The 16956-nt window shown below is 68.1% G+C and carries 18 protein-coding genes; 10 read left to right on the top strand and 8 right to left on the bottom strand.

The features are described from left to right. Nucleotides 1–3: 3 nt before the first annotated feature. The gene (locus E4P24_RS02635) at nucleotides 4–303 is read right to left on the bottom strand and encodes a hypothetical protein (protein ID WP_188148068.1); all 300 of its coding nucleotides are present in this window, start codon (nucleotides 301–303) and stop codon (nucleotides 4–6) included. A gap of 107 nt (nucleotides 304–410) precedes the next feature. On the opposite strand from E4P24_RS02635, the gene E4P24_RS02630 reads away from it, so the two are divergent. Next, nucleotides 411–899 carry a metallophosphoesterase gene (locus E4P24_RS02630; protein WP_188148067.1) on the top strand — a complete coding sequence of 163 codons (489 nt, stop codon included), beginning with the start codon at nucleotides 411–413 and terminating at the stop codon, nucleotides 897–899. A gap of 144 nt (nucleotides 900–1043) precedes the next feature. Here E4P24_RS02630 and E4P24_RS02625 read toward each other — a convergent pair whose 3' ends face one another. Together E4P24_RS02625 and E4P24_RS02620 are read right to left on the bottom strand one after the other, a co-directional pair. Then, entirely contained in the window at nucleotides 1044–1220 is a 177-nt protein-coding gene (locus E4P24_RS02625; RefSeq protein WP_158543164.1) for a hypothetical protein, read from the bottom strand. Between the two features lie 422 nt (nucleotides 1221–1642). Continuing rightward, a complete protein-coding gene (locus E4P24_RS02620; protein ID WP_115802147.1) occupies nucleotides 1643–2710 on the bottom strand; it encodes a type II glyceraldehyde-3-phosphate dehydrogenase in 1068 nt (355 codons plus the stop codon). Nucleotides 2711–2899: 189 nt separating this feature from the next. Between E4P24_RS02620 and E4P24_RS02615 the strand changes: the two genes are divergently transcribed. The 4 genes from E4P24_RS02615 to E4P24_RS02600 all read left to right on the top strand — a co-directional run bounded on the left by E4P24_RS02615 (nucleotide 2900) and on the right by E4P24_RS02600 (nucleotide 6446). Beyond that, nucleotides 2900–3859, top strand: a complete 960-nt coding sequence (locus E4P24_RS02615; RefSeq protein ID WP_188148066.1) for an aminopeptidase — start codon at nucleotides 2900–2902, stop codon at nucleotides 3857–3859. Between the two features lie 138 nt (nucleotides 3860–3997). After that, nucleotides 3998–4654, top strand: a complete 657-nt coding sequence (locus E4P24_RS02610; RefSeq protein WP_004065274.1) for an HVO_0476 family zinc finger protein — start codon at nucleotides 3998–4000, stop codon at nucleotides 4652–4654. 97 nt (nucleotides 4655–4751) lie between these two features. After that, complete coding sequence (locus E4P24_RS02605) at nucleotides 4752–5690, top strand: bifunctional 2-polyprenyl-6-hydroxyphenol methylase/3-demethylubiquinol 3-O-methyltransferase UbiG (protein ID WP_188148065.1); 939 nt, start codon at nucleotides 4752–4754, stop codon at nucleotides 5688–5690. A gap of 21 nt (nucleotides 5691–5711) precedes the next feature. Continuing rightward, nucleotides 5712–6446 (top strand): protein-L-isoaspartate O-methyltransferase, encoded by a 735-nt coding sequence (locus E4P24_RS02600; RefSeq protein WP_004065276.1) that lies wholly within the window; start codon nucleotides 5712–5714, stop codon nucleotides 6444–6446. 51 nt (nucleotides 6447–6497) lie between these two features. Here E4P24_RS02600 and E4P24_RS02595 read toward each other — a convergent pair whose 3' ends face one another. Beyond that, entirely contained in the window at nucleotides 6498–6698 is a 201-nt protein-coding gene (locus tag E4P24_RS02595; protein WP_004044449.1) for a hypothetical protein, read from the bottom strand. Nucleotides 6699–6836: 138 nt separating this feature from the next. On the opposite strand from E4P24_RS02595, the gene E4P24_RS02590 reads away from it, so the two are divergent. Further along, nucleotides 6837–7112, top strand: a complete 276-nt coding sequence (locus tag E4P24_RS02590) for a DUF2892 domain-containing protein (protein WP_115860471.1) — start codon at nucleotides 6837–6839, stop codon at nucleotides 7110–7112. A gap of 126 nt (nucleotides 7113–7238) precedes the next feature. Continuing rightward, a complete protein-coding gene (locus tag E4P24_RS02585; protein WP_188148064.1) occupies nucleotides 7239–8597 on the top strand; it encodes a hypothetical protein in 1359 nt (452 codons plus the stop codon). A gap of 17 nt (nucleotides 8598–8614) precedes the next feature. Here the strand turns inward: E4P24_RS02585 and E4P24_RS02580 are convergent, their stop codons facing one another. Together E4P24_RS02580 and E4P24_RS02575 are read right to left on the bottom strand one after the other, a co-directional pair. Further along, on the bottom strand, nucleotides 8615–9718 hold the full coding sequence (locus E4P24_RS02580; RefSeq protein WP_188148063.1) for a pyridoxal-phosphate dependent enzyme: 1104 nt from the start codon (nucleotides 9716–9718) through the stop codon (nucleotides 8615–8617). A 76-nt stretch (nucleotides 9719–9794) separates the two neighbouring features. Then, the gene (locus tag E4P24_RS02575) at nucleotides 9795–10751 is read right to left on the bottom strand and encodes a succinylglutamate desuccinylase/aspartoacylase family protein (RefSeq protein ID WP_006600716.1); all 957 of its coding nucleotides are present in this window, start codon (nucleotides 10749–10751) and stop codon (nucleotides 9795–9797) included. A 70-nt stretch (nucleotides 10752–10821) separates the two neighbouring features. On the opposite strand from E4P24_RS02575, the gene E4P24_RS02570 reads away from it, so the two are divergent. Next, nucleotides 10822–11139, top strand: a complete 318-nt coding sequence (locus E4P24_RS02570; protein WP_004044454.1) for a hypothetical protein — start codon at nucleotides 10822–10824, stop codon at nucleotides 11137–11139. Between the two features lie 60 nt (nucleotides 11140–11199). Here E4P24_RS02570 and E4P24_RS02565 read toward each other — a convergent pair whose 3' ends face one another. Further along, nucleotides 11200–12408, bottom strand: coding sequence for a potassium channel family protein (locus E4P24_RS02565; RefSeq protein ID WP_115802139.1), 1209 nt, complete (start codon nucleotides 12406–12408; stop codon nucleotides 11200–11202). Between the two features lie 298 nt (nucleotides 12409–12706). Between E4P24_RS02565 and citZ the strand changes: the two genes are divergently transcribed. Then, on the top strand, nucleotides 12707–13846 hold the full coding sequence (gene citZ / locus E4P24_RS02560) for a citrate synthase (RefSeq protein WP_004065283.1): 1140 nt from the start codon (nucleotides 12707–12709) through the stop codon (nucleotides 13844–13846). Nucleotides 13847–13956: 110 nt separating this feature from the next. On the opposite strand, the gene E4P24_RS02555 is transcribed toward citZ, so the two are convergent. Further along, nucleotides 13957–15348, bottom strand: coding sequence for an MATE family efflux transporter (locus tag E4P24_RS02555; protein WP_049916595.1), 1392 nt, complete (start codon nucleotides 15346–15348; stop codon nucleotides 13957–13959). Between the two features lie 356 nt (nucleotides 15349–15704). Here E4P24_RS02555 and ilvA point away from each other — a divergent pair, with 356 nt between their 5' ends. Continuing rightward, nucleotides 15705–16916, top strand: coding sequence for a threonine ammonia-lyase (ilvA, locus tag E4P24_RS02550; RefSeq protein WP_004065285.1), 1212 nt, complete (start codon nucleotides 15705–15707; stop codon nucleotides 16914–16916). Nucleotides 16917–16956: the final 40 nt, after the last annotated feature.

Here is a 16956-nt window from a genome sequence, read left to right as displayed (position 1 = left end):
CGCTCAGAGATCCGCGTCCCTTTTTGCGACGAGCCCGGCGGCCCCGTCGACGAGTAACCCCACGCCAGTTGCGAAGACGCCGAGCGTCAAAACCGCAGTGAGAAGCCCGCCGTCCGGGAACGAACCGGCCGCGTGGACTGCGAGTGTATGAGCCGCGCTGTACGTCGTCACACCGACGAGCACCGCGCCGGTGAAGACAGTCCCGTGGTCGCCGGTTTCGAGGACGAGACCGTCCGAGTCGGTCGCGGCTGTCGGCTCGTCGTCGGGAATGTCGTCGCCGTGACGGTTTGGGTCGTCGCTCATTTCTCGGCCTCCGAGTCGATGGCGAGATGGTACATACCGGCGACAGCGGGCGCTCGGGATAAAAGTGTCACCCAACGTTGATAGCCGACGCCGCCGAACCGACGCGCATGAAACTCGGCGTCGTCTCCGACACGCACGACAACCTCGACCACGTCGAAGCCGCGGTCTCGCACTTCGAATCCGAGGGCGTTGACGCGGTCGTCCACTGCGGCGACATCGTCGCGCCCTTCTCGGCCGCGCCGTTCGACGCGGACTTCGACTTCCACGCCGTCCGCGGCAACAACGACGGCGAGTGGGCGCTCCGCGAGGCGGTCGAGTCGTTCGGCACCTACCACGGCGACTTCGCGCACCTGACGCTCGACGGCCAAGAGATAGCGGTGTACCACGGCACGGAAGCCGGACTGGTGGACGCGCTCGTCGACTCGGGGACGTACGACCTCGTCCTGCGCGGCCACACCCACGAGCGGGTGGTCGAACACCGCGGGAAGACGACGCACACCAACCCCGGCGGCCTGCCGATTCCCGGCGCTGACGACGCGTTCCACGTCGCGGTCGTGGACCTCGACACGGGGAACGTGGCGTCGCGGTCGCTGTGAGACGGGTGGAGTGAGCGGATAGCTGTTACAAACCTCTGCTTCAGCGAGGCCGTCGTGTGAAACAGCCGCTCGGTAGCGCGTACAAACTGGCCGGCTATTTCACTAAAGTTAGTATACAGTAATTGTCACTTCAACAGATCCAGATTACTCGTTGTCTTGGGTTTCCTCAACGGGCAGAATTTTACCCACATTCCGTTGTTGTAGCCACCCCTTCTTCTCTCCATCTGAGTCGAAAATAATCAGATTGTTTTCGGTCTCCTCAAAGTCCCAGCAAGTCGTTATTTTCCACCCATTATCATTGAGTACTGCTAATTCAGGCATGAATACATAAGAGAGACCTAGTTATTTAAAAGCCGTCCATTGTATAGATCTGCTTTTCTGAAGTGAATAGAACTACGGAATCCAGAGGGACATCCATCTTTCGCCTACTTTGTAGTCATTCCCAGGACTTTATTACACTTATTGCAAGCCCACACACGTCCATCCCCATGACCAACATCCGCATATTCAGGAATTGTACTCTTGTTGCAGTAGGGGCAGGTAACTTCCACCATATATATTGATGAAGTGATTGAAAGATAGTACTTTCGCTGGTTGGTATCAGAGCACGTCGTCAGTTGCAGTTCTCACATACGCTACTAATCGTACAGTCAAGATGTGGATCTGCTACGGGGTTCAAAGAGCCGAATGGGTGAAAAACCGCACCGAACCGCACCGCACCGAACTGAACAGACGATTCGCCGTTAGTCGTCGGCGAACTCCGCGCGCGCCTGCTCAGAGAACCCAGAAGGGTCGCCGGAGATGCCGATGCCGAGCGTCCGGTCGGTGAGCGCCATGCTGTCCTGTTGGTCTTCGAGGTCGAACATCGCGCGGATGGCGTCGACGTTCTCGGGAATCACGTCGGACTGCTGGTGGATGGCCTGGAACAGGTAGAGGTCGCGGCCGTTGACGCCGATGGACTCGCCCCACACGCAGTTTTCCCACATGTCGCCGCGCGGGCGGCCCGCGTCGAGCGCGAAGTCCATGAGCTTACCCGCGCCGTCGATGCCCATCCCCTCGGGGATGACGTAGACTCGGTTCTCGCCTTCGAGCAGTTGGCGGACGTGCGCGCCGGTCACGTCGTCTTCGAGCGTGACGTTGAGCGCGTGGACGTGCATCAGCGTCGCCGGCACCTTCAGCCCGAGCGTGTCGATTTCGAGGCCGGGGAAGATGGTCTTCACGTCGGGGCCGTGGTGCGACGGAATCTCGATTGGGTTCGGCAGGATGTCGTTTATCGGCCCGCGGGAGTTCTGGCCGGGGTCGCCGCCGCGGCGGACGAGCGTCGCCCGAACCTTCTCGACGCCGTACTCGGCTTCGAGCGGCGCGATGATGCGCGAGAGGCCGGTCGTGTTACAGGAGACGACGCGGACGTAGTCGGCGTCGCGGGCGGCGTCGAAGTTGGCCCGCGCGTTGAAGCTCACGTCGGCCACGTCGGCGTCCTCGCCCCCCTGGAAGATGGCGGGCGTGTGGTGCGTCTCGTACAGTTCGCGGTTCTCCGCGCCGATGCCGGACGGCGTGCAGTCGACGATAACGTCGGCCTCGGCGACCAGTTCGTCAACCTCGCCGGCGAGGTCGACGCCGGCCTCGGAAAACAGCGGCGAGCGTTCCGGAATCGCGGCGTACATCGGGTAGCCCCGTTCGCCCGCGGTGTGCGCTTCGAAGTTGGGCTGGGTCTTGGCCACGCCGATGAGTTCCATGTCGGGCTGCGCGTGGACCGCGTCGGCGACGCGCTTTCCGATTGTGCCGTAGCCGTTGACACCCACTCGTATCATGGGAGACAAACGACCGGGCCCAACCATAGTTATTTCGATGGTTAATACTTAGAAATTAACTCTCGGGCGAGTGAGTCCCTCGATTACCTCCGAGGCGAGTGAAACCCCCGATTCGGGGCGACGGGGCGGAAACCGAACGCGAGGGGGCAGATGGGAACGCCTAACAGCGCCGGTGGCGCAGGTGTCCACATGACCGAAGCCGACGCCGACCTCCGCGCCGCCAGCGAGACGGCGGTCCGTCAGTGTCTCGACCTCCAGCCCGACGAGTCGCTCGTCGTCGTCACCGACGACAAGCGCGAGCGCATCGGCGAGGCGCTCTACGAGGTCGCAGGCGAGGTGACCGACGACGCGACCATCGTCCGCTACCCCCCGGGGAACCAACACGGCGAGGAGCCGCCCGCGCCGGTCGCCGCCGCGATGCAGGCCTGCGACGCCTTCCTCGCGCCGACGACGAAGAGCCTGAGCCACACCCGCGCCCGCGGCGACGCCTGCGACGCCGGCGCTCGCGGCGCGACCCTTCCCGGAATCACCGAGGAGGTGTTCGTCACCGGCCTCGACGCCGACTACGACGCCATCTACGACCACAGCGCGGCGATGCTCGACGCCGTCGGCGGCGCCGACGAACTCCGCGTCACGACCGAGAAAGGCACGGACGTCACGTTCGTCCGCGGGGACCGCGAGTGGCTCGCAGACACCGGCGCAATCGCGGACGCCGGCTCGTTTTCGAACCTCCCCGCGGGCGAAATCTTCCTCAGCCCCGCGTCCGCGACGGGCACCTACGTCGTCGACGGGACGATGATGCCCCACGGCCGCCTCGACGAGGGACGGGAACTCCGCTTCGAAGTCGAAGACGGCTACGTCACCGAGATTTCCGACGACGACATCCGCGAGCAGGTCGAGGCCGCGGCCGAGGAAGTCGGGAAGGACGCCTACAACCTCGCCGAAATCGGCATCGGCACCAACGTCGGCGTCACCGACCTCGTCGGCTCCGTCCTGCTCGACGAGAAGGCCGCCGGCACGGTCCACATCGCCATCGGCGACGACGCCGGCATCGGCGGCGACACCGACGCGCCGCTCCACCTCGACGGCATCATCCGCGAGCCGACGGTGTACGCCGACGGCGAGGCAGTCGACCTGCCGCAACCCTAAGCGGGCGCACGCCGCGCCCGTGACCGGCCGGTCCGGTCGGTCGGCTCGCCCCGTTCGTTGAGCGAGCGTCCTGCCACCGAGTCCCACGCCGAGGCGGAGAAAGGCGGCTTTTTACGGCCTGATGGGCTAGCGACCCGTATGAGCCTACCCGACGCCGGCGAGCGCGTCCCCCTCTCCTGTCCGACGTGTTCGCCCGACGAACCCACCGTCCACGAGGTGCTGAAGCCCGGCGGTCACTCGACCGTCCGGTGTACCGAATGCAGCCACGTCCACAAGGAGAAAGTCGAGATTCCCGACGAGACCGAGATGAACGTCGTCGTCTCGCAGGACGGCGACTCCGTCTCGACCGAAGTGCCCGTGCCGGTCGGCACGACCATCGAGGTCGGCGACGAGTTCATCGTCGACACGCCCGAAGCGATTCAGCTCGTGCGCATCACGGGCATCGAGGTCGGCCCCGAACAGCGCGCCGACGAGGCCGCGGTCGCGGACGTGAAGACCGTCTGGACCCGCGTCGTCGACAACGTCGCGGTCAACGTCACCATCCACCCGAAGGACGGCAAGCGCGAGGACACCCGGAGCGTCACCGTCAACGTCCCCGGCGACTACGAGTTCGTCGTCGGCGAGACGGAGGCGTTCGGCGACGAGGAGGTCGAAATCGAAGGCCTCGTCGTCCGCTCGGACGCCCCCGAGTACCGCCACGGCAAGCTCGACCACCCCGGCGACATGGTGTACGCGAAGGACGCGAAACGCGTCTACGCCCGCGACCAGACCTCGACCGCGTGGTCGGCCTGGTAAGGGCGACTCCGACGCCGAAACGCTCCGCCCCGCCGACGCCGGACGGCACCGCCCGCCCAACGCACGACCTTTTGTCTCCCGCCCCGTCGGTGCGACCATGCCTACCCGCGACCGGTCGCAGTCGTCGGTCGAATCGCTCGCGCTCCTGTGGGCCGCCCGCGAGAGCGGCGTCATCGACGCGCTCACGACGAGCGCCGGCACCGCCGAGGCCGTGGCCGAGACCGCCGATATCGAGCCCCGTGCGGCCCGCATCACCGTCGAGGCGCTGGCCGCGATGGGCTTCATCAAGCGCGTCGGCGACGAGTACGAGATAACCAACCGCGCGCTCGGCTTCCTCGCCAAGCGCGACGTGCGCTCCATCGGCCGCCTCCCGCACGCGCTGGACCGCTTTTCGCTCTACGCCGACCTCCCGGAGACGATGGCGACCGGCGAGCCACCCGCGTTCCCGGACGACTGGCTTCGGAACCGACTCGGCGCGCACGATGCCACCGAGGAGTCGGTCGTCCGGGCCTGCGTGACCGCCGCGGTCCGCGCGGCTCCCGACGCGACGCGCGTCCTCGACCTCGGCGGCGCGTCGGGCGTCTTCGCCCGCGAGTTCGTCGCCCGCGGCCGCGACGTGACCCTCGTCGACGACGCGGAGACCGTGGAAGTCGTCCGACCGCTCCTCTCCCGGGCCGGCGTGGACCTCGTCGCGGGCGACCCGACCGACCCGCCGGTATCGGGGTTCGAACTGGTCTTCGCCGGCGACGCCTTCGCCGGGCGCGACCCGGACGACGCGCGGGCCCTCGTCGCGGGCGCGTTCGACGCCCTCGAACCGGGCGGCGCGGCGGTGTTCGTCGATAGCCTGCACGGCCGGTGTTCGACCGACGCGACTGCGGGGCGGGCGGTGAACGCGCTCGCGGCCGGCCGCGGCGACCTCCACGACGAGGAGACCGTTCGCTCGTGGGTCGAATCGGCCGGATTCGACGGCTGTACGGTTCGAGACGTGCCGGGGACCGACCTCCAGGCGGTCGTTGGCGAGCGTGCGGTTGATTAGGACCGACCTCCGAGGTCGACTATGGACAACTCGGTGCTGCGCGACGACATGGTCGACGGCTTGGAGCACTCGCTGGAGTCGCTCCCGGAGGCCGTCTCCATCGCCATGCGCAGCGTCCCGCGACACGAGTTCGTCACCGACTCGCCGTATCAGAACCGCCCGACGGAGCACCGCGACACGAACACGACCATCCTCGCGCCGACGACGGTCGCGCGCCTGCTCGCCGCGCTCGACCCCCAACCGGACGACGAGGTGCTCGTCGTCGGCGCGGGCGTCGGCTACACCGCCGCGGTCCTCGCCGAAATCGTCGGCGACGCCCGCGTCCACGCGGTCGACATCACGCGCTCGCTCGTCTACGAGGCGCGCGAGAACCTCCAGCGCGCCGGCTACGGCGGCGTCCTCGTGGACTGCCGCGACGGCGCGGAGGGGCTGGCCGACTACGCGCCCTTCGACCGCATCCTCGTCGAGGCCTCGGCGGTCCGCCCGCCCGCGCGACTCCTCGCACAGCTCGCTGACGGCGGCCGACTCGTCATGCCGAAGGGCGTCGGCGAGCAGACGCTCGTCGCCGTCGAGGACGGCGAAGTGGCCGAGTCGTTCGGCCCGCTGTCGTTCAAGCCGCTGCTCGTCGACGGCGAACAGACCGGAAGCATCGTCAGAAACCGGACGCGCCGCGAGGACCCCGAGTACGAGGGTCGCGGCTGGCACGCCGGCCACGGCTGGGAACAGGACTGGATAGACTGGGGCGGCAGCGGGTAGACGAGGCGGAACGACGCGGGTGGATGGAAGCGGGCGCGGCAGGTTGGCCGACTACGTCGCGCCTTCGAGGTAGCCGTACCGGAACCCTTGAATCGCGGTGGCGAGCGTCCAGACCGCCATCGCGAGACACATCGCCCAGAGGACGCCGAGGATTTCGAAACCGCTGATAACGGCGTAAATGACGAGCGTGAGCGTCAGAAACCGACCGATTGTGTCGTCTTCGCCGGGGAGGAGGAACGAGAGCCGGGGCATACGCGGGGGAGACGCGGCCGAGGGAGTTAGCTTTTGTCGACGTGTCGGCCGGCGTGACAGTCACGCGTCTCCGGGCGCGGGAATCACCGATCTACGATTTAGCCGCAGAGCGCGTACCTAGGTATCGGTGAATCAACCATGGAGAAGAACGTCGGCGGTTACGACCGTATCGCGCGCGCCGTCCTCGGACCGGTGCTCATCGTCGTCGGGGCGGCGAGTCTCGCGGGCTTCCTGACCATCGCGGCCGGCACCCTCGGACTCGTCATCGCGGTCGCGGCGCTCCTCGTCGGAGCGGTCCTCGCGACCACGGCGGTCACCCAGAAGTGCCCGCTCAACGACCTGCTGGGCGTCGACACCTACGAGGGCGCGACGGCGACCGAGACCGAATCCGCGGGCAAACCCCGCGCGCAGTAAGCGTTTCTTCGACTCGTCACTCGGACCCGGCCGGACCGACGAGTGCGGCGAGACCGGGAACTGACTATCAAATCTGATATCTTGCGGGAAACAGCTTTTGCATCGCTCCAGAGACCGGAAGTAGCGATGACGCCACCACTCCCGACGCGGGAACAGCTCCCGGACGACCTGCTCGAACGGGCCAACTGGGTCGGGTGGCGAACGCAGCTGTGCGACGGCGAGGAGACAGTTGTGCCCCGAAGCGCGACCGACGGCGGGCCCGCATCGGCAACTGACGACTCGACGTGGGCGACATTCGACGAGGCGCTCGCGTGTGCTCGGGAGGGGCGCGTCGACGGCGTGGGATTCGCGTTCACCGACGACGACCCGTTCGTCGGTATCGAGCTCGAAAACTGCCGCGACGTCGAGACCGGCGCGACCGACGAGTGGGCGCGGGCGCTCGTCGACCGACTCGACTCCTACACGGAAGTGACTCCCTCGGGAACGGGGTTCCGCGTTATCGTCCGCGGGACGCTCCCGTCAGGGAGCGCCCGAGCCGGCGGCCTCGAACTCTCGGACGCCACGCGGTTCCGTCCCGTGACCGGCGACTGCGCCGACGGCGCGCCCGCGGCGGTCGCAGAACGGAGCGACGCGCTCGCGACGGTTCACGGTGCGTACTTCGAAACCGACCCGGAGCCGTCGCCGTCGGTCGACGCCGTCGCCCCGGCCGCCTCAATCGACTCGGTCAACCCAGACGCTCCGAACTCGGACCGAGCGCCCGCCGACGCGCGTCTCGACGAGATAAGCGGCCCGGGCAACGACCTCTCGGACGACGAGGTCGTCCGCCGCGCCTCGAACGCCGTCAACGGGGTGGCGTTCACCCGCCTGTGGCGGGGTGACGCGAGCGGCTACGACGACCGCGACGAGGCTGACGCGGCGCTGTGTTCGATGCTCGCGTTCTGGACCGCCGGCGACGCGCGACAGATGTGCCGCCTGTTTCGGGACTCCGGACTCTTTCGGCCGACGTGGGACGAAGTCGTCCACGCCGACGGCTCGACCTACGGCGCGAGGACGGTCCGGCGAGCGATTCGGGAGACCAGCGAGTTCTACGACCCGTCCGGTTGGTCGAGCGCGGTGCGGCGGTCAGCGACGCAATCGGACGACGACCGACACCGGGACCGACACCGACACCCGAACCGGAATCGGCGCGACGACGACGCGGTGACCGACCCGGCGCGACGGCCGCCGGCTTCACCCGGCGCGTCACCGGGCGACGGTCGCGGGGGGTTCGACCGCCTCGACGAACTCCGGGCGCGGCTCGACGAGGTCGTCGACGAAAACGAGCGACTCCGCGACGAACTCGACGCGGAGCGCGAGCGGCGACGCGACCTCGAAGCCCGAGCGGGCGACCGCAACGCGGGAGCCGAAGCGAGAGCCGGCGTCGAAAACGCGGGACGCGGCTGGTCGTTGGTCGGCTGGCTCCGGTCGTGGAGAGCGCTACGGTAGCTGTGTTCTGAGCCGGCTCACGATTTGAGACCGCTCCCGGTGAGCGGCACGACCACGTCGGCGTCGCGGTCGAGGACGCCCGAGAGACGCAGTTCGCGGAGCGCCGCGGGCGCGACGGCGCAGGTCGGCTCCGTGTAGAAGCCGTGGCGGTGGAGCCGGTCGAGTTCGTCTTCGACCGCGTCGGCCGACAGGGCGATGGCGTCGCCGCCGGTGGCGTCGAGCGCCTCGTGAATCTCGGCCTCGCGGACGGGGTCGAGAATCTGGATGCCGTCGGCCACGTCGTTGGTCTCGTCGGCCGTGTGGTGACGGGCGTCGGCGATGGGCGAGTAGCCGGCGGCCTGCGCGCCGTACAGTTCGGGCATCCGGTCGGTCCAGCCCGCCTCGTAGAGCGCGCGGAAGCCGCGGTACGCGCCGAGAAAGAGCGTCCCGTGGCCCAGCGGCGTGACGACCGCGTCGGGGACCGACCAGTCGCGCTGGGCGGCGATTTCGTAGGCGACGGTGGCCGTGCCCGCGAAGAACGCGGGGTTCCACGCGTGGCTCGCGTACCACGCGTCGTCGGCCTCGACGGCCTCGACGCAGGCGTCGGTCACGGCCTGTCTGGAGCCCTCGATTCGGACCGGCTTCGCCCCGGCGCGCTCGATGGCGCGGACCTTCGAGGGCTTGACCGACGCGGGCACGTAGATTTCGGCGTCGATGCCGGCGCGGGCGGCGTAGGTCGCGACGGCGGCCCCCGCGTTGCCCGAGGAGTCCTCGACGACGCGCTCGACGCCGAGTTCGGACGCGACGGAGAGCATCGTCGTCGCGCCGCGGTCCTTGAACGAGCCGGAAGGGAAGACGTACTCCAGTTTGAACGAGGCCTCCCACTCCGCGGCGTCGACGAGGGGCGTCATCCCCTCGCCGAGGCTGGCGCGCGGCTCCGTCGGGAGAAAATCGTCGAACGCCCAGAGGCCGTCGCGGTAGTCGAGGTCGGCGTCGTCGGGGGTCGCTGCCGACGGCGTCGGGTCGGCCGCGAAGTCCAGCGGCTCGCCGCAGGCACAGCGCCAGCGCCAGGCGTCGTACGTCTCGCCGCAACTGTCGCACGCGAGTCGGAGCCGAGTGGGGAGGTCGGGTGGTGTCGTCATGGGAAGTGAGTGGGGTGAATCGGGTGAGGTGGTCGAGTCGAGTGAAGCGGTCGAATCGGGTGGACTGGAGTCGGTATCAGTACGTGTCGAGGTCGATGCCGACGGAACAGACGTACTCGCCGGAGGCGACCTGCGGGAGGCGGCGCGCCCGCCAGAAGATGCCGTCGTGGTCGGCGGTGACGCGGGCTTTGAGCGTGCCGAACACGTCGGTCACCTCGAACACCACGTCGCCGGCGGAGACGCGCTCGCCGAGGTCGCGCTTGAACCGGACGAGGCCCCCGACCGGCGAGCCGTACTGGTCGAAGCCGCGGGCGCGGGTCTGGGCTTTCAGCTCCACGTCGCCGTCGAGGAAGTCGTAGCCGCGGAGGACGTTGTGGACGCCGCGAACGCCCTTCTCGATGCTCTCTTCGTCCCAGCCGACGCAGCCGCCGAGTTCGGGGTCGATGGTCGGAATCCCGGCGTCGGGGCCGGCGCGGGCGAGTTGGCCGTCGGGACCCTTCTGGTCGAGGACGTAGCCGCAGCCGAACGTCTTGGCGAGCCGGAGACATTTCGCGTGCATCCGGTGGTGGCGGCCGCAGCGGACGCGGACCTCGTCTATCATCCGGCTCGTCGAGCCCTGATGGAGGTCGACTATGAGGTCGGCGTCGCGGGCGGCGGCGAACGTCGCGGCCGCGATGCGCTCCGAGGAGGTGCCGCGCTCGTCGCCGGGGTACGCCCGGTTCATCTTCGTGTCGTCTATCGGATTGCGGTGTTGTGCGACCTGAAACGCGTGGTAGTTGACGATGCCGACGACGAGAATCGCCCCGGAGATATCCGCGGGGTCGAGCTGCGGGACGACCCGCTGGATGACGCCGACGCCGTTGAGTTCGTCTCCGTCCGACGCCGCCTGCATGTAGAGCGTCTTGCCCGACGACGCGCCGTTGATGACGGCGACGGGCAGACCGACGCTCCCGCCGTCACGGGACTCGCCGACTTCGAGGCGGCCCACGTCCATCTCCCCGGGGGCCGCGCTCGCCGTTCCCAAGGTAATCATACCGCCAACCTCGGACCCGCCTCCCTTTAGGGGTTCGGTCCGCTGAGGCCCCGAGGAAAGCGTTGCCGCTATGGTCTCGCGGCCGCAACCGCCGACCGTGACAGACGACGTTCCCGAACGGCCGCCGACGGGGGGACTGGTACAGGCGCTGGACGTGCCGCGAAACGCCGCTATCGGGGCGGCCGTCGGTCTCGCCTTGGCCGTCGTCGCCTACCTGTTTCGGGTGCTCGAACTGTTCGGCCCCTTTGCCGGCACCCGCGAGTACCCGATACTCGGCCCCGAGGGCTGGTTTCTTCTCCTCGCGTTCGTCCTCGCGTCCGCGACGGCGCTGCTCGTGGCGACGGTGCTGACGCTCGTTTCGGCGTATCGGCTGAGTAAGACGCTCTGATTCGGGGGTTTTCGGGGGTTCCGGCGGTTCGGTTTCGGGGTCGGTCGGGTCGGGGTCGGCCTACTCGTCGAACTCGCGCTCGTCGCCGACGAGTTCGCCCAGTCGCTCCGCGCCGGCGCGGGTGCCCTTGGCGATGATGAGGTCGCCGCCGTGGAGCCGCGTTTCCGACCCCGGCGAGACGACCCACTCGCGGCCGCCCGCCCGGCGGACCGCGATGACGCGCATCCCCGTCTCGGACTTGACGCGCCGGTCCCCGAGGGTCGCCTCCGCGAGGTCGCTTGTGGGGGCGACCCGCAGGCGGATGATGACCTCGTCGGACTCCTTGACCGCGGCGGCGACGACCGGGTGGGCGTCGATGCCGCGGAGGACGCCCTCGGCGATTTCGAGCGCGGCGTCGGAAATCATCTCCGTCGCGCCCGCGAGTTGGACGAGTCCGCGGAGCGACACGGGGTCTTCGACCCGGCTCGCCGCGCGGAGCGTCCACGCCTCGAACCGGGACTTGAGCGCGTCCACCTCGGCTTCGAGTTCCTCGACCTCCTCGGCGACGCCCTCGCTGTCGAACAGCACCGCGCCGTAGGCGAGGTCGACGGCGAGTTCGCTCATGTCCTTCATCAGGACGATGGAGTCGACGGCGCGTTCGAGGTCCTCGATGGTCGGCTCGGGCACGTCCGGCGGGTCGTACCGGAGGCCGGTGGCGGCCTCGTGGACGGTGTGGAGGCCGTCGTCGCGGCCGCGGAGGAGGAGCACGTCGCCGGCGCGGAGCGTCGTCTCGTGGTCGGGGTTGGTCACCCACTCGCCGGCGCGGTGGATAGCGACGACGCGGACGCCCGTCTCGGTCTCCATGTTGATGTCACCGAGCGCGCGGCCCGCGTACGGCGACTCGTCGGTGAGTTCGCACCGAATCGTCGTCTCGACGGCCTCGGGGAGCGCCGCGCGGATGGCGTCCGGGAGGCCGATGTCCTCGATGACGACCTTGGCGATGTCGCCCGCGGCGTCCGAAATCTTCTCGGCCGCGCCGACGACGCCGAGGACGGGCGCGAGTTCCTCCGCGTCCTCGGGGCTGCGGGCGGCCATCATCAGGCTCATGCGCGCCTGAAGTTGGAGGATGTCCATCCGCTCTTCGAGGTCGAGGACCTCGGCCGCGAGGTCGTCGTTGGCGTGGAGGACGGCGGAGTACGAGAGGTCGATGAGTAACTCCGCGGTGTCTTTCATCTCGGCGAGGACGGCCTTGACGCTGACAGGCTCGTACTCGATGTCCTCCGGATTCATGCGCCCGCCTTCACGACGGGACGGCAAAAGGCTTGCCAGGAGTAATGGTGCCACCGTGGTTCGAGAGAACTACGCCGTCGGGGGATATGAGTTTGCAGGTCGCCCGAGCGGCGCGCGCGACCCGTCGGGGGGACTCCGTATAAGTGCCCCGAGAATAACGACAATCGTCGAACACTATTTTAGACACCGACTATCCGCGAAACCGACAGACGGGGCTGCCACTGTATGTGTATGGCGGTCGGTAACAGATGAGTGAAAACGATAACGCTTTTTTGATATGGTAGGCAACGTTCTGGGTATGTCAGGCGAACTGAAGCGGGGGCTGGAAGGTGTGCTGGTCGCCGAATCGAAACTCAGTTTCATCGACGGCGACGCGGGACAACTCGTTTACTGCGGGTACGATATCGAAGACCTCGCACGGGACGCAAGCTACGAGGAAGTGCTCTATCTCCTGTGGCACGGGGAGCTTCCGACGAGCGAGGAACTCGACGCGTTCAGCGACGAACTCGCGGCTCACCGCGGGCTCGACGACGGCGTGCTCGACGTGACACGCGGACTCGCTGAACAGGACGAGTCGCCGATGGCGGCGCTCCGAACGCTCGTCTCGTCGATGTCGGCGTACGACGAAAGCGCCGACTTCGAGGACGTGACCGACCGCGAGGTCAACCTCGAAAAGGCAAAGCGCATCACGGCGAAGATGCCGTCGGTGCTCGCGGCCTACGCTCGTTTCCGCCGCGGCGACGACTACGTCGAACCCGACGAGAGCCTGAATCACGCGGCGAACTTCCTCTACATGCTCAACGGCGAGGAGCCGAACGAGGTGCTCGCCGAGACGTTCGACATGGCGCTCGTGCTCCACGCCGACCACGGCCTGAACGCCTCGACGTTCTCCGCGATGGTCACCTCGTCGACGCTCTCGGACCTGTACAGTGCGGTCACGTCGGCCATCGGGACGCTCTCGGGGTCGCTCCACGGCGGCGCGAACGCGAACGTCATGCGGATGCTGAAGGACGTCGACGACAGCGACATGGACCCGACCGAGTGGGTCAAAGACGCCCTCGACCGCGGCGAGCGCGTCGCCGGGTTCGGCCACCGCGTCTACAACGTCAAGGACCCCCGCGCGAAGATTCTCGGCGCGAAGTCCGAGGCGCTCGGCGAGGCCGCCGGCGACATGAAGTGGTACGAGATGTCGGTCGCCATCGAGGAGTACATCGGCGAGGAGAAGGGTCTCGCGCCGAACGTGGACTTCTACTCCGCGTCGACGTACTACCAGATGGGCATCCCCATCGACCTCTACACTCCCATCTTCGCCGTCTCGCGGGTCGGCGGTTGGATTGCGCACGTCCTCGAACAGTACGAGGACAACCGCCTCATCCGCCCCCGCGCCCGCTACACCGGCGAGAAAGACCTCGACTTCACGCCGGTCGACGAGCGATAGGCGACGAACCGCACGCGACTTTTTCCGTCTGCTGCCCCCGGAGCGACGCGTCGTTCCCTTCACCCTCCGCCTCCCGCTCCCGCGTTCGCCGTCCGCCGCACGCGCCGCCCTCAGTCGTCTTCGCCCACGTCGTCGACGCCGACGCTCCCGCGTTCGACCATGAGCGAGTCGGCGTGGCCCGCCCAGTCGGCGTAGGAGAACGCGACGAGCGCGAACAGCCCCATCCACGTGAACGACAGGACGATGCCGATTCGCGCGCCGAGCGGGCCGTAGCCGAACCCCTCGACGAGCAGGTACGACAGGCCGACGAAGAAGCCGAACACCCCGGTCAGCCGGGCGACGAAGGGAATCCGCGTCGCGCCCGCGCCCTGCAACGACCCGGAGAGGCCGACGAACAGCGCCAGCCCCGGTGCGGCGAGACCGTAAGCGACGGCGAACTTCACGGCCCAGTCGAGGTCCGCGCCGCCGCCGGAGCCGACGAGGCCGACGATGGGTTCGGTGAACGCCGCGAGCAGGAGCCCGATGCCGCCGACCGTGACGACCGAAAGCAGCGCCACCGCGCCGCCCTGATACCGCGCGGTCTCGCTGTCGCCCGCGCCGAGCGCCTGCCCGACGAGGACGCTGGCGGCGACGTTGTAGCCGCGCGCCAGCGGGCTTGCGACCTGCTGGTAGACCCGGCGGCCGATTTGGAAGCCGGCGTTGACGGCGTCACCGAAGCCGAGGAGCAGGGCGTTGAACGGGAACTCCGCGAGTTCGGCGGCGATGCCCTCGCCGACCCGCGGGGTGGCGATACGGACGAGTTGGCCGGCGACCGTCCGGTCGCGGGGGCGGACCAGCGAGGTCGGTGACGCGGGGCGGGCGAGCGCGACCAGAAGCAGTCCCGCCGAGAGGACGTTTGCGGTCGAAGTGGCGAGCCCCACGCCCAGCACGCCGAGCGCCGGCAGGCCGACGAGGCCGAAGCCGAGACCGACCGACAGCCCGATGTTGACGACGTTGGCGAAGACGTTGACCAGCATCGGCGTCCGCGTGTCGCCGACGCCTTGCAGCGACCGCGAGCCGACGAGCGAGACCAACCGCGCGGGCGAGGTGGCGAAGATGACCGCGAGATACGTCGTGCCCAAGGCGACGGCCCGCTCGCTCGCCGGGAACGCGTCGATGGCCGCGCCGCCGAGCGTGAAGCCGAAAATCAGGAACGGAATCCCCGCGAGGAACGCGAGGAGGAGCGCCGTCGAGATGGCCTCGCTCCGGTTGGCGTCCGCGCCGCTGCCCGTGTCCTGACTGGAGAGCGCAATCGCGCCGCCGCCGAGGCCGAGACCGATGCGGAGCGGGAACCGGGCGTAGAGGTCGGCGAGGCCGATAGCGACGACCGCGGCGGGAGAGAGCGCCGCGGTGACGGCCACGTCGACGGTCCGCATCGCCGTCTGGGCGGTCTGCTCGGCCATCACCGGCCACGCGAGCGAGAAGATGCGCTTCCAGACCCGCCGGAGGCGACCGAGGTTCATGCCGAGGCCACGGCCCTCGCGCAGTTGACGGTACCGGAAGCGGCGACCGGCCGACCGCGCTCGATGCGACGCGCGAATGACGAGTGTCATACGCGAGCGTCGGGTCGCCGCAGTCCCCCGATTTCACTTTCACTCCGGGTGGGGGACGTTTATATGTGCGGGGACCAGAAAGACAGTTGCACGTCACACGCGTGCATTCCCCCTTTCCCCTTTCACCGACCGGCGAGCGACCGCGACGGCGTCCGTCGGCGGGTGCGAAACGGAGTCCTCAACCGACGACCATGAGGGTTGACATCACGCCCCTGATACCGATACATTCCCGAACGATTAAACGCGGACACGGGTGATTTCCGACCATGCTCACGCTTGACGACGTACGCGCCGCCCGCGAGCGCGTCGAAGCGGTCGCCCGACGGACACCGCTGGAGTACTCCCACACCTTCTCGGAGATGACGGGTGCCGAGGTGTACCTGAAACTCGAAAACTCCCAGCGCACGGGGTCGTTCAAGATTCGCGGCGCGACGAACCGCATCACGACGCTCTCCGACGAGGAGAAAGCCGCCGGCGTCGTGACCGCGAGCGCCGGCAACCACGCGCAGGGCGTCGCGCTCGCGGCGTCGCGAGCGGGCGTGAACTCGAAAATCGTCATGCCGGAGTACGCGCCGATTTCCAAGGTGAAAGCGACCGAGCGCTACGGCGGCGACGTGGTGCTCTACGGCAACGACTACGACGAGGCGCAGACCAAGGCCCACGAAATCGAGGAGTCCGAGGGCCGGACCTACGTCCACGCCTTCGACGACGAGTACGTCATGGCCGGACAGGGGACCATCGGCCTCGAAATCGCGGAGGACTGCCCCGACCTCGACACCGTGGTCGTCCCCATCGGCGGCGGCGGCCTCATCTCCGGCATCTCGACGGCCATCAAAGCGCAGTTCCCCGACGCCCGCGTCATCGGCGTGCAGGCCGAACAGGCCTCCAGCGCCGCGGACTCGCTGAACAAGGGGTCGATTCAGACCATCGACGAGGTGGACACCATCGCCGACGGCATCGCCGTCCGCAGAATCGGCGACAAACCGTTCGAGGTCATCCGCGAGCGCGTGGACGAGGTCGTCACCGTCTCCGACGAGGAAATCGCCGTGGCGCTGACCTACCTGCTCGAACGCTCGAAGACGCTGGTCGAGGGCGCGGGGGCCGTCGCCCTCGCGGCGCTCGTCTTCCAGAAGTTCGACTACGAGGAGGGCGAGGTCGTCGTCCCCGCGCTGTGCGGCGGCAACATCGACATGAACACGCTGACGACCGTGGTGATGCGCGGCCTCGTCGAGACGGGCCGGTACCTCAAGATTCGGACCGAACTGAAGGACCGCCCCGGCTCGCTCGAACAGCTCATCGAAATCATCGCCGCGGAGAAGGCGAACATCTACGCCGTCAGGCACGACCGCACCTCTCGGAAAATCGCGCTGAACGCGACCGAGGTCGAAATCGACCTCGAAATGCGCGGTCCCGACCACGTCGAGTCGCTCCTCGAAGAGCTCCGCGACGCGGGCTACGACGTGGAAGTCCTCGACTGACCGCGTCGACAGGAGCGGCCGGGCCCCGTATTCGAAACCG

The organism is Haloferax sp. AS1 (assembly GCF_014530665.1).
In the GTDB taxonomy this organism is placed as follows: Archaea; Halobacteriota; Halobacteria; order Halobacteriales; family Haloferacaceae; genus Haloferax; species Haloferax volcanii.
The sequence above is the reverse complement of the archived record's forward strand: the minus strand, read 5'-3'. Positions and strand labels throughout refer to the sequence as shown.

Coding starts and splice junctions, on each gene's coding strand:
- E4P24_RS02635 (WP_188148068.1), bottom strand. CDS start 303: ATGAGCGACGACCCAAACCGTCACGGCGACGACATTCCCGACGACGAG.
- E4P24_RS02630 (WP_188148067.1), top strand. CDS start 411: ATGAAACTCGGCGTCGTCTCCGACACGCACGACAACCTCGACCACGTC.
- E4P24_RS02625 (WP_158543164.1), bottom strand. CDS start 1,220: ATGCCTGAATTAGCAGTACTCAATGATAATGGGTGGAAAATAACGACT.
- E4P24_RS02620 (WP_115802147.1), bottom strand. CDS start 2,710: ATGATACGAGTGGGTGTCAACGGCTACGGCACAATCGGAAAGCGCGTC.
- E4P24_RS02615 (WP_188148066.1), top strand. CDS start 2,900: ATGACCGAAGCCGACGCCGACCTCCGCGCCGCCAGCGAGACGGCGGTC.
- E4P24_RS02610 (WP_004065274.1), top strand. CDS start 3,998: ATGAGCCTACCCGACGCCGGCGAGCGCGTCCCCCTCTCCTGTCCGACG.
- E4P24_RS02605 (WP_188148065.1), top strand. CDS start 4,752: ATGCCTACCCGCGACCGGTCGCAGTCGTCGGTCGAATCGCTCGCGCTC.
- E4P24_RS02600 (WP_004065276.1), top strand. CDS start 5,712: ATGGACAACTCGGTGCTGCGCGACGACATGGTCGACGGCTTGGAGCAC.
- E4P24_RS02595 (WP_004044449.1), bottom strand. CDS start 6,698: ATGCCCCGGCTCTCGTTCCTCCTCCCCGGCGAAGACGACACAATCGGT.
- E4P24_RS02590 (WP_115860471.1), top strand. CDS start 6,837: ATGGAGAAGAACGTCGGCGGTTACGACCGTATCGCGCGCGCCGTCCTC.
- E4P24_RS02585 (WP_188148064.1), top strand. CDS start 7,239: ATGACGCCACCACTCCCGACGCGGGAACAGCTCCCGGACGACCTGCTC.
- E4P24_RS02580 (WP_188148063.1), bottom strand. CDS start 9,718: ATGACGACACCACCCGACCTCCCCACTCGGCTCCGACTCGCGTGCGAC.
- E4P24_RS02575 (WP_006600716.1), bottom strand. CDS start 10,751: ATGATTACCTTGGGAACGGCGAGCGCGGCCCCCGGGGAGATGGACGTG.
- E4P24_RS02570 (WP_004044454.1), top strand. CDS start 10,822: ATGGTCTCGCGGCCGCAACCGCCGACCGTGACAGACGACGTTCCCGAA.
- E4P24_RS02565 (WP_115802139.1), bottom strand. CDS start 12,408: ATGAATCCGGAGGACATCGAGTACGAGCCTGTCAGCGTCAAGGCCGTC.
- citZ (WP_004065283.1), top strand. CDS start 12,707: ATGTCAGGCGAACTGAAGCGGGGGCTGGAAGGTGTGCTGGTCGCCGAA.
- E4P24_RS02555 (WP_049916595.1), bottom strand. CDS start 15,348: ATGAACCTCGGTCGCCTCCGGCGGGTCTGGAAGCGCATCTTCTCGCTC.
- ilvA (WP_004065285.1), top strand. CDS start 15,705: ATGCTCACGCTTGACGACGTACGCGCCGCCCGCGAGCGCGTCGAAGCG.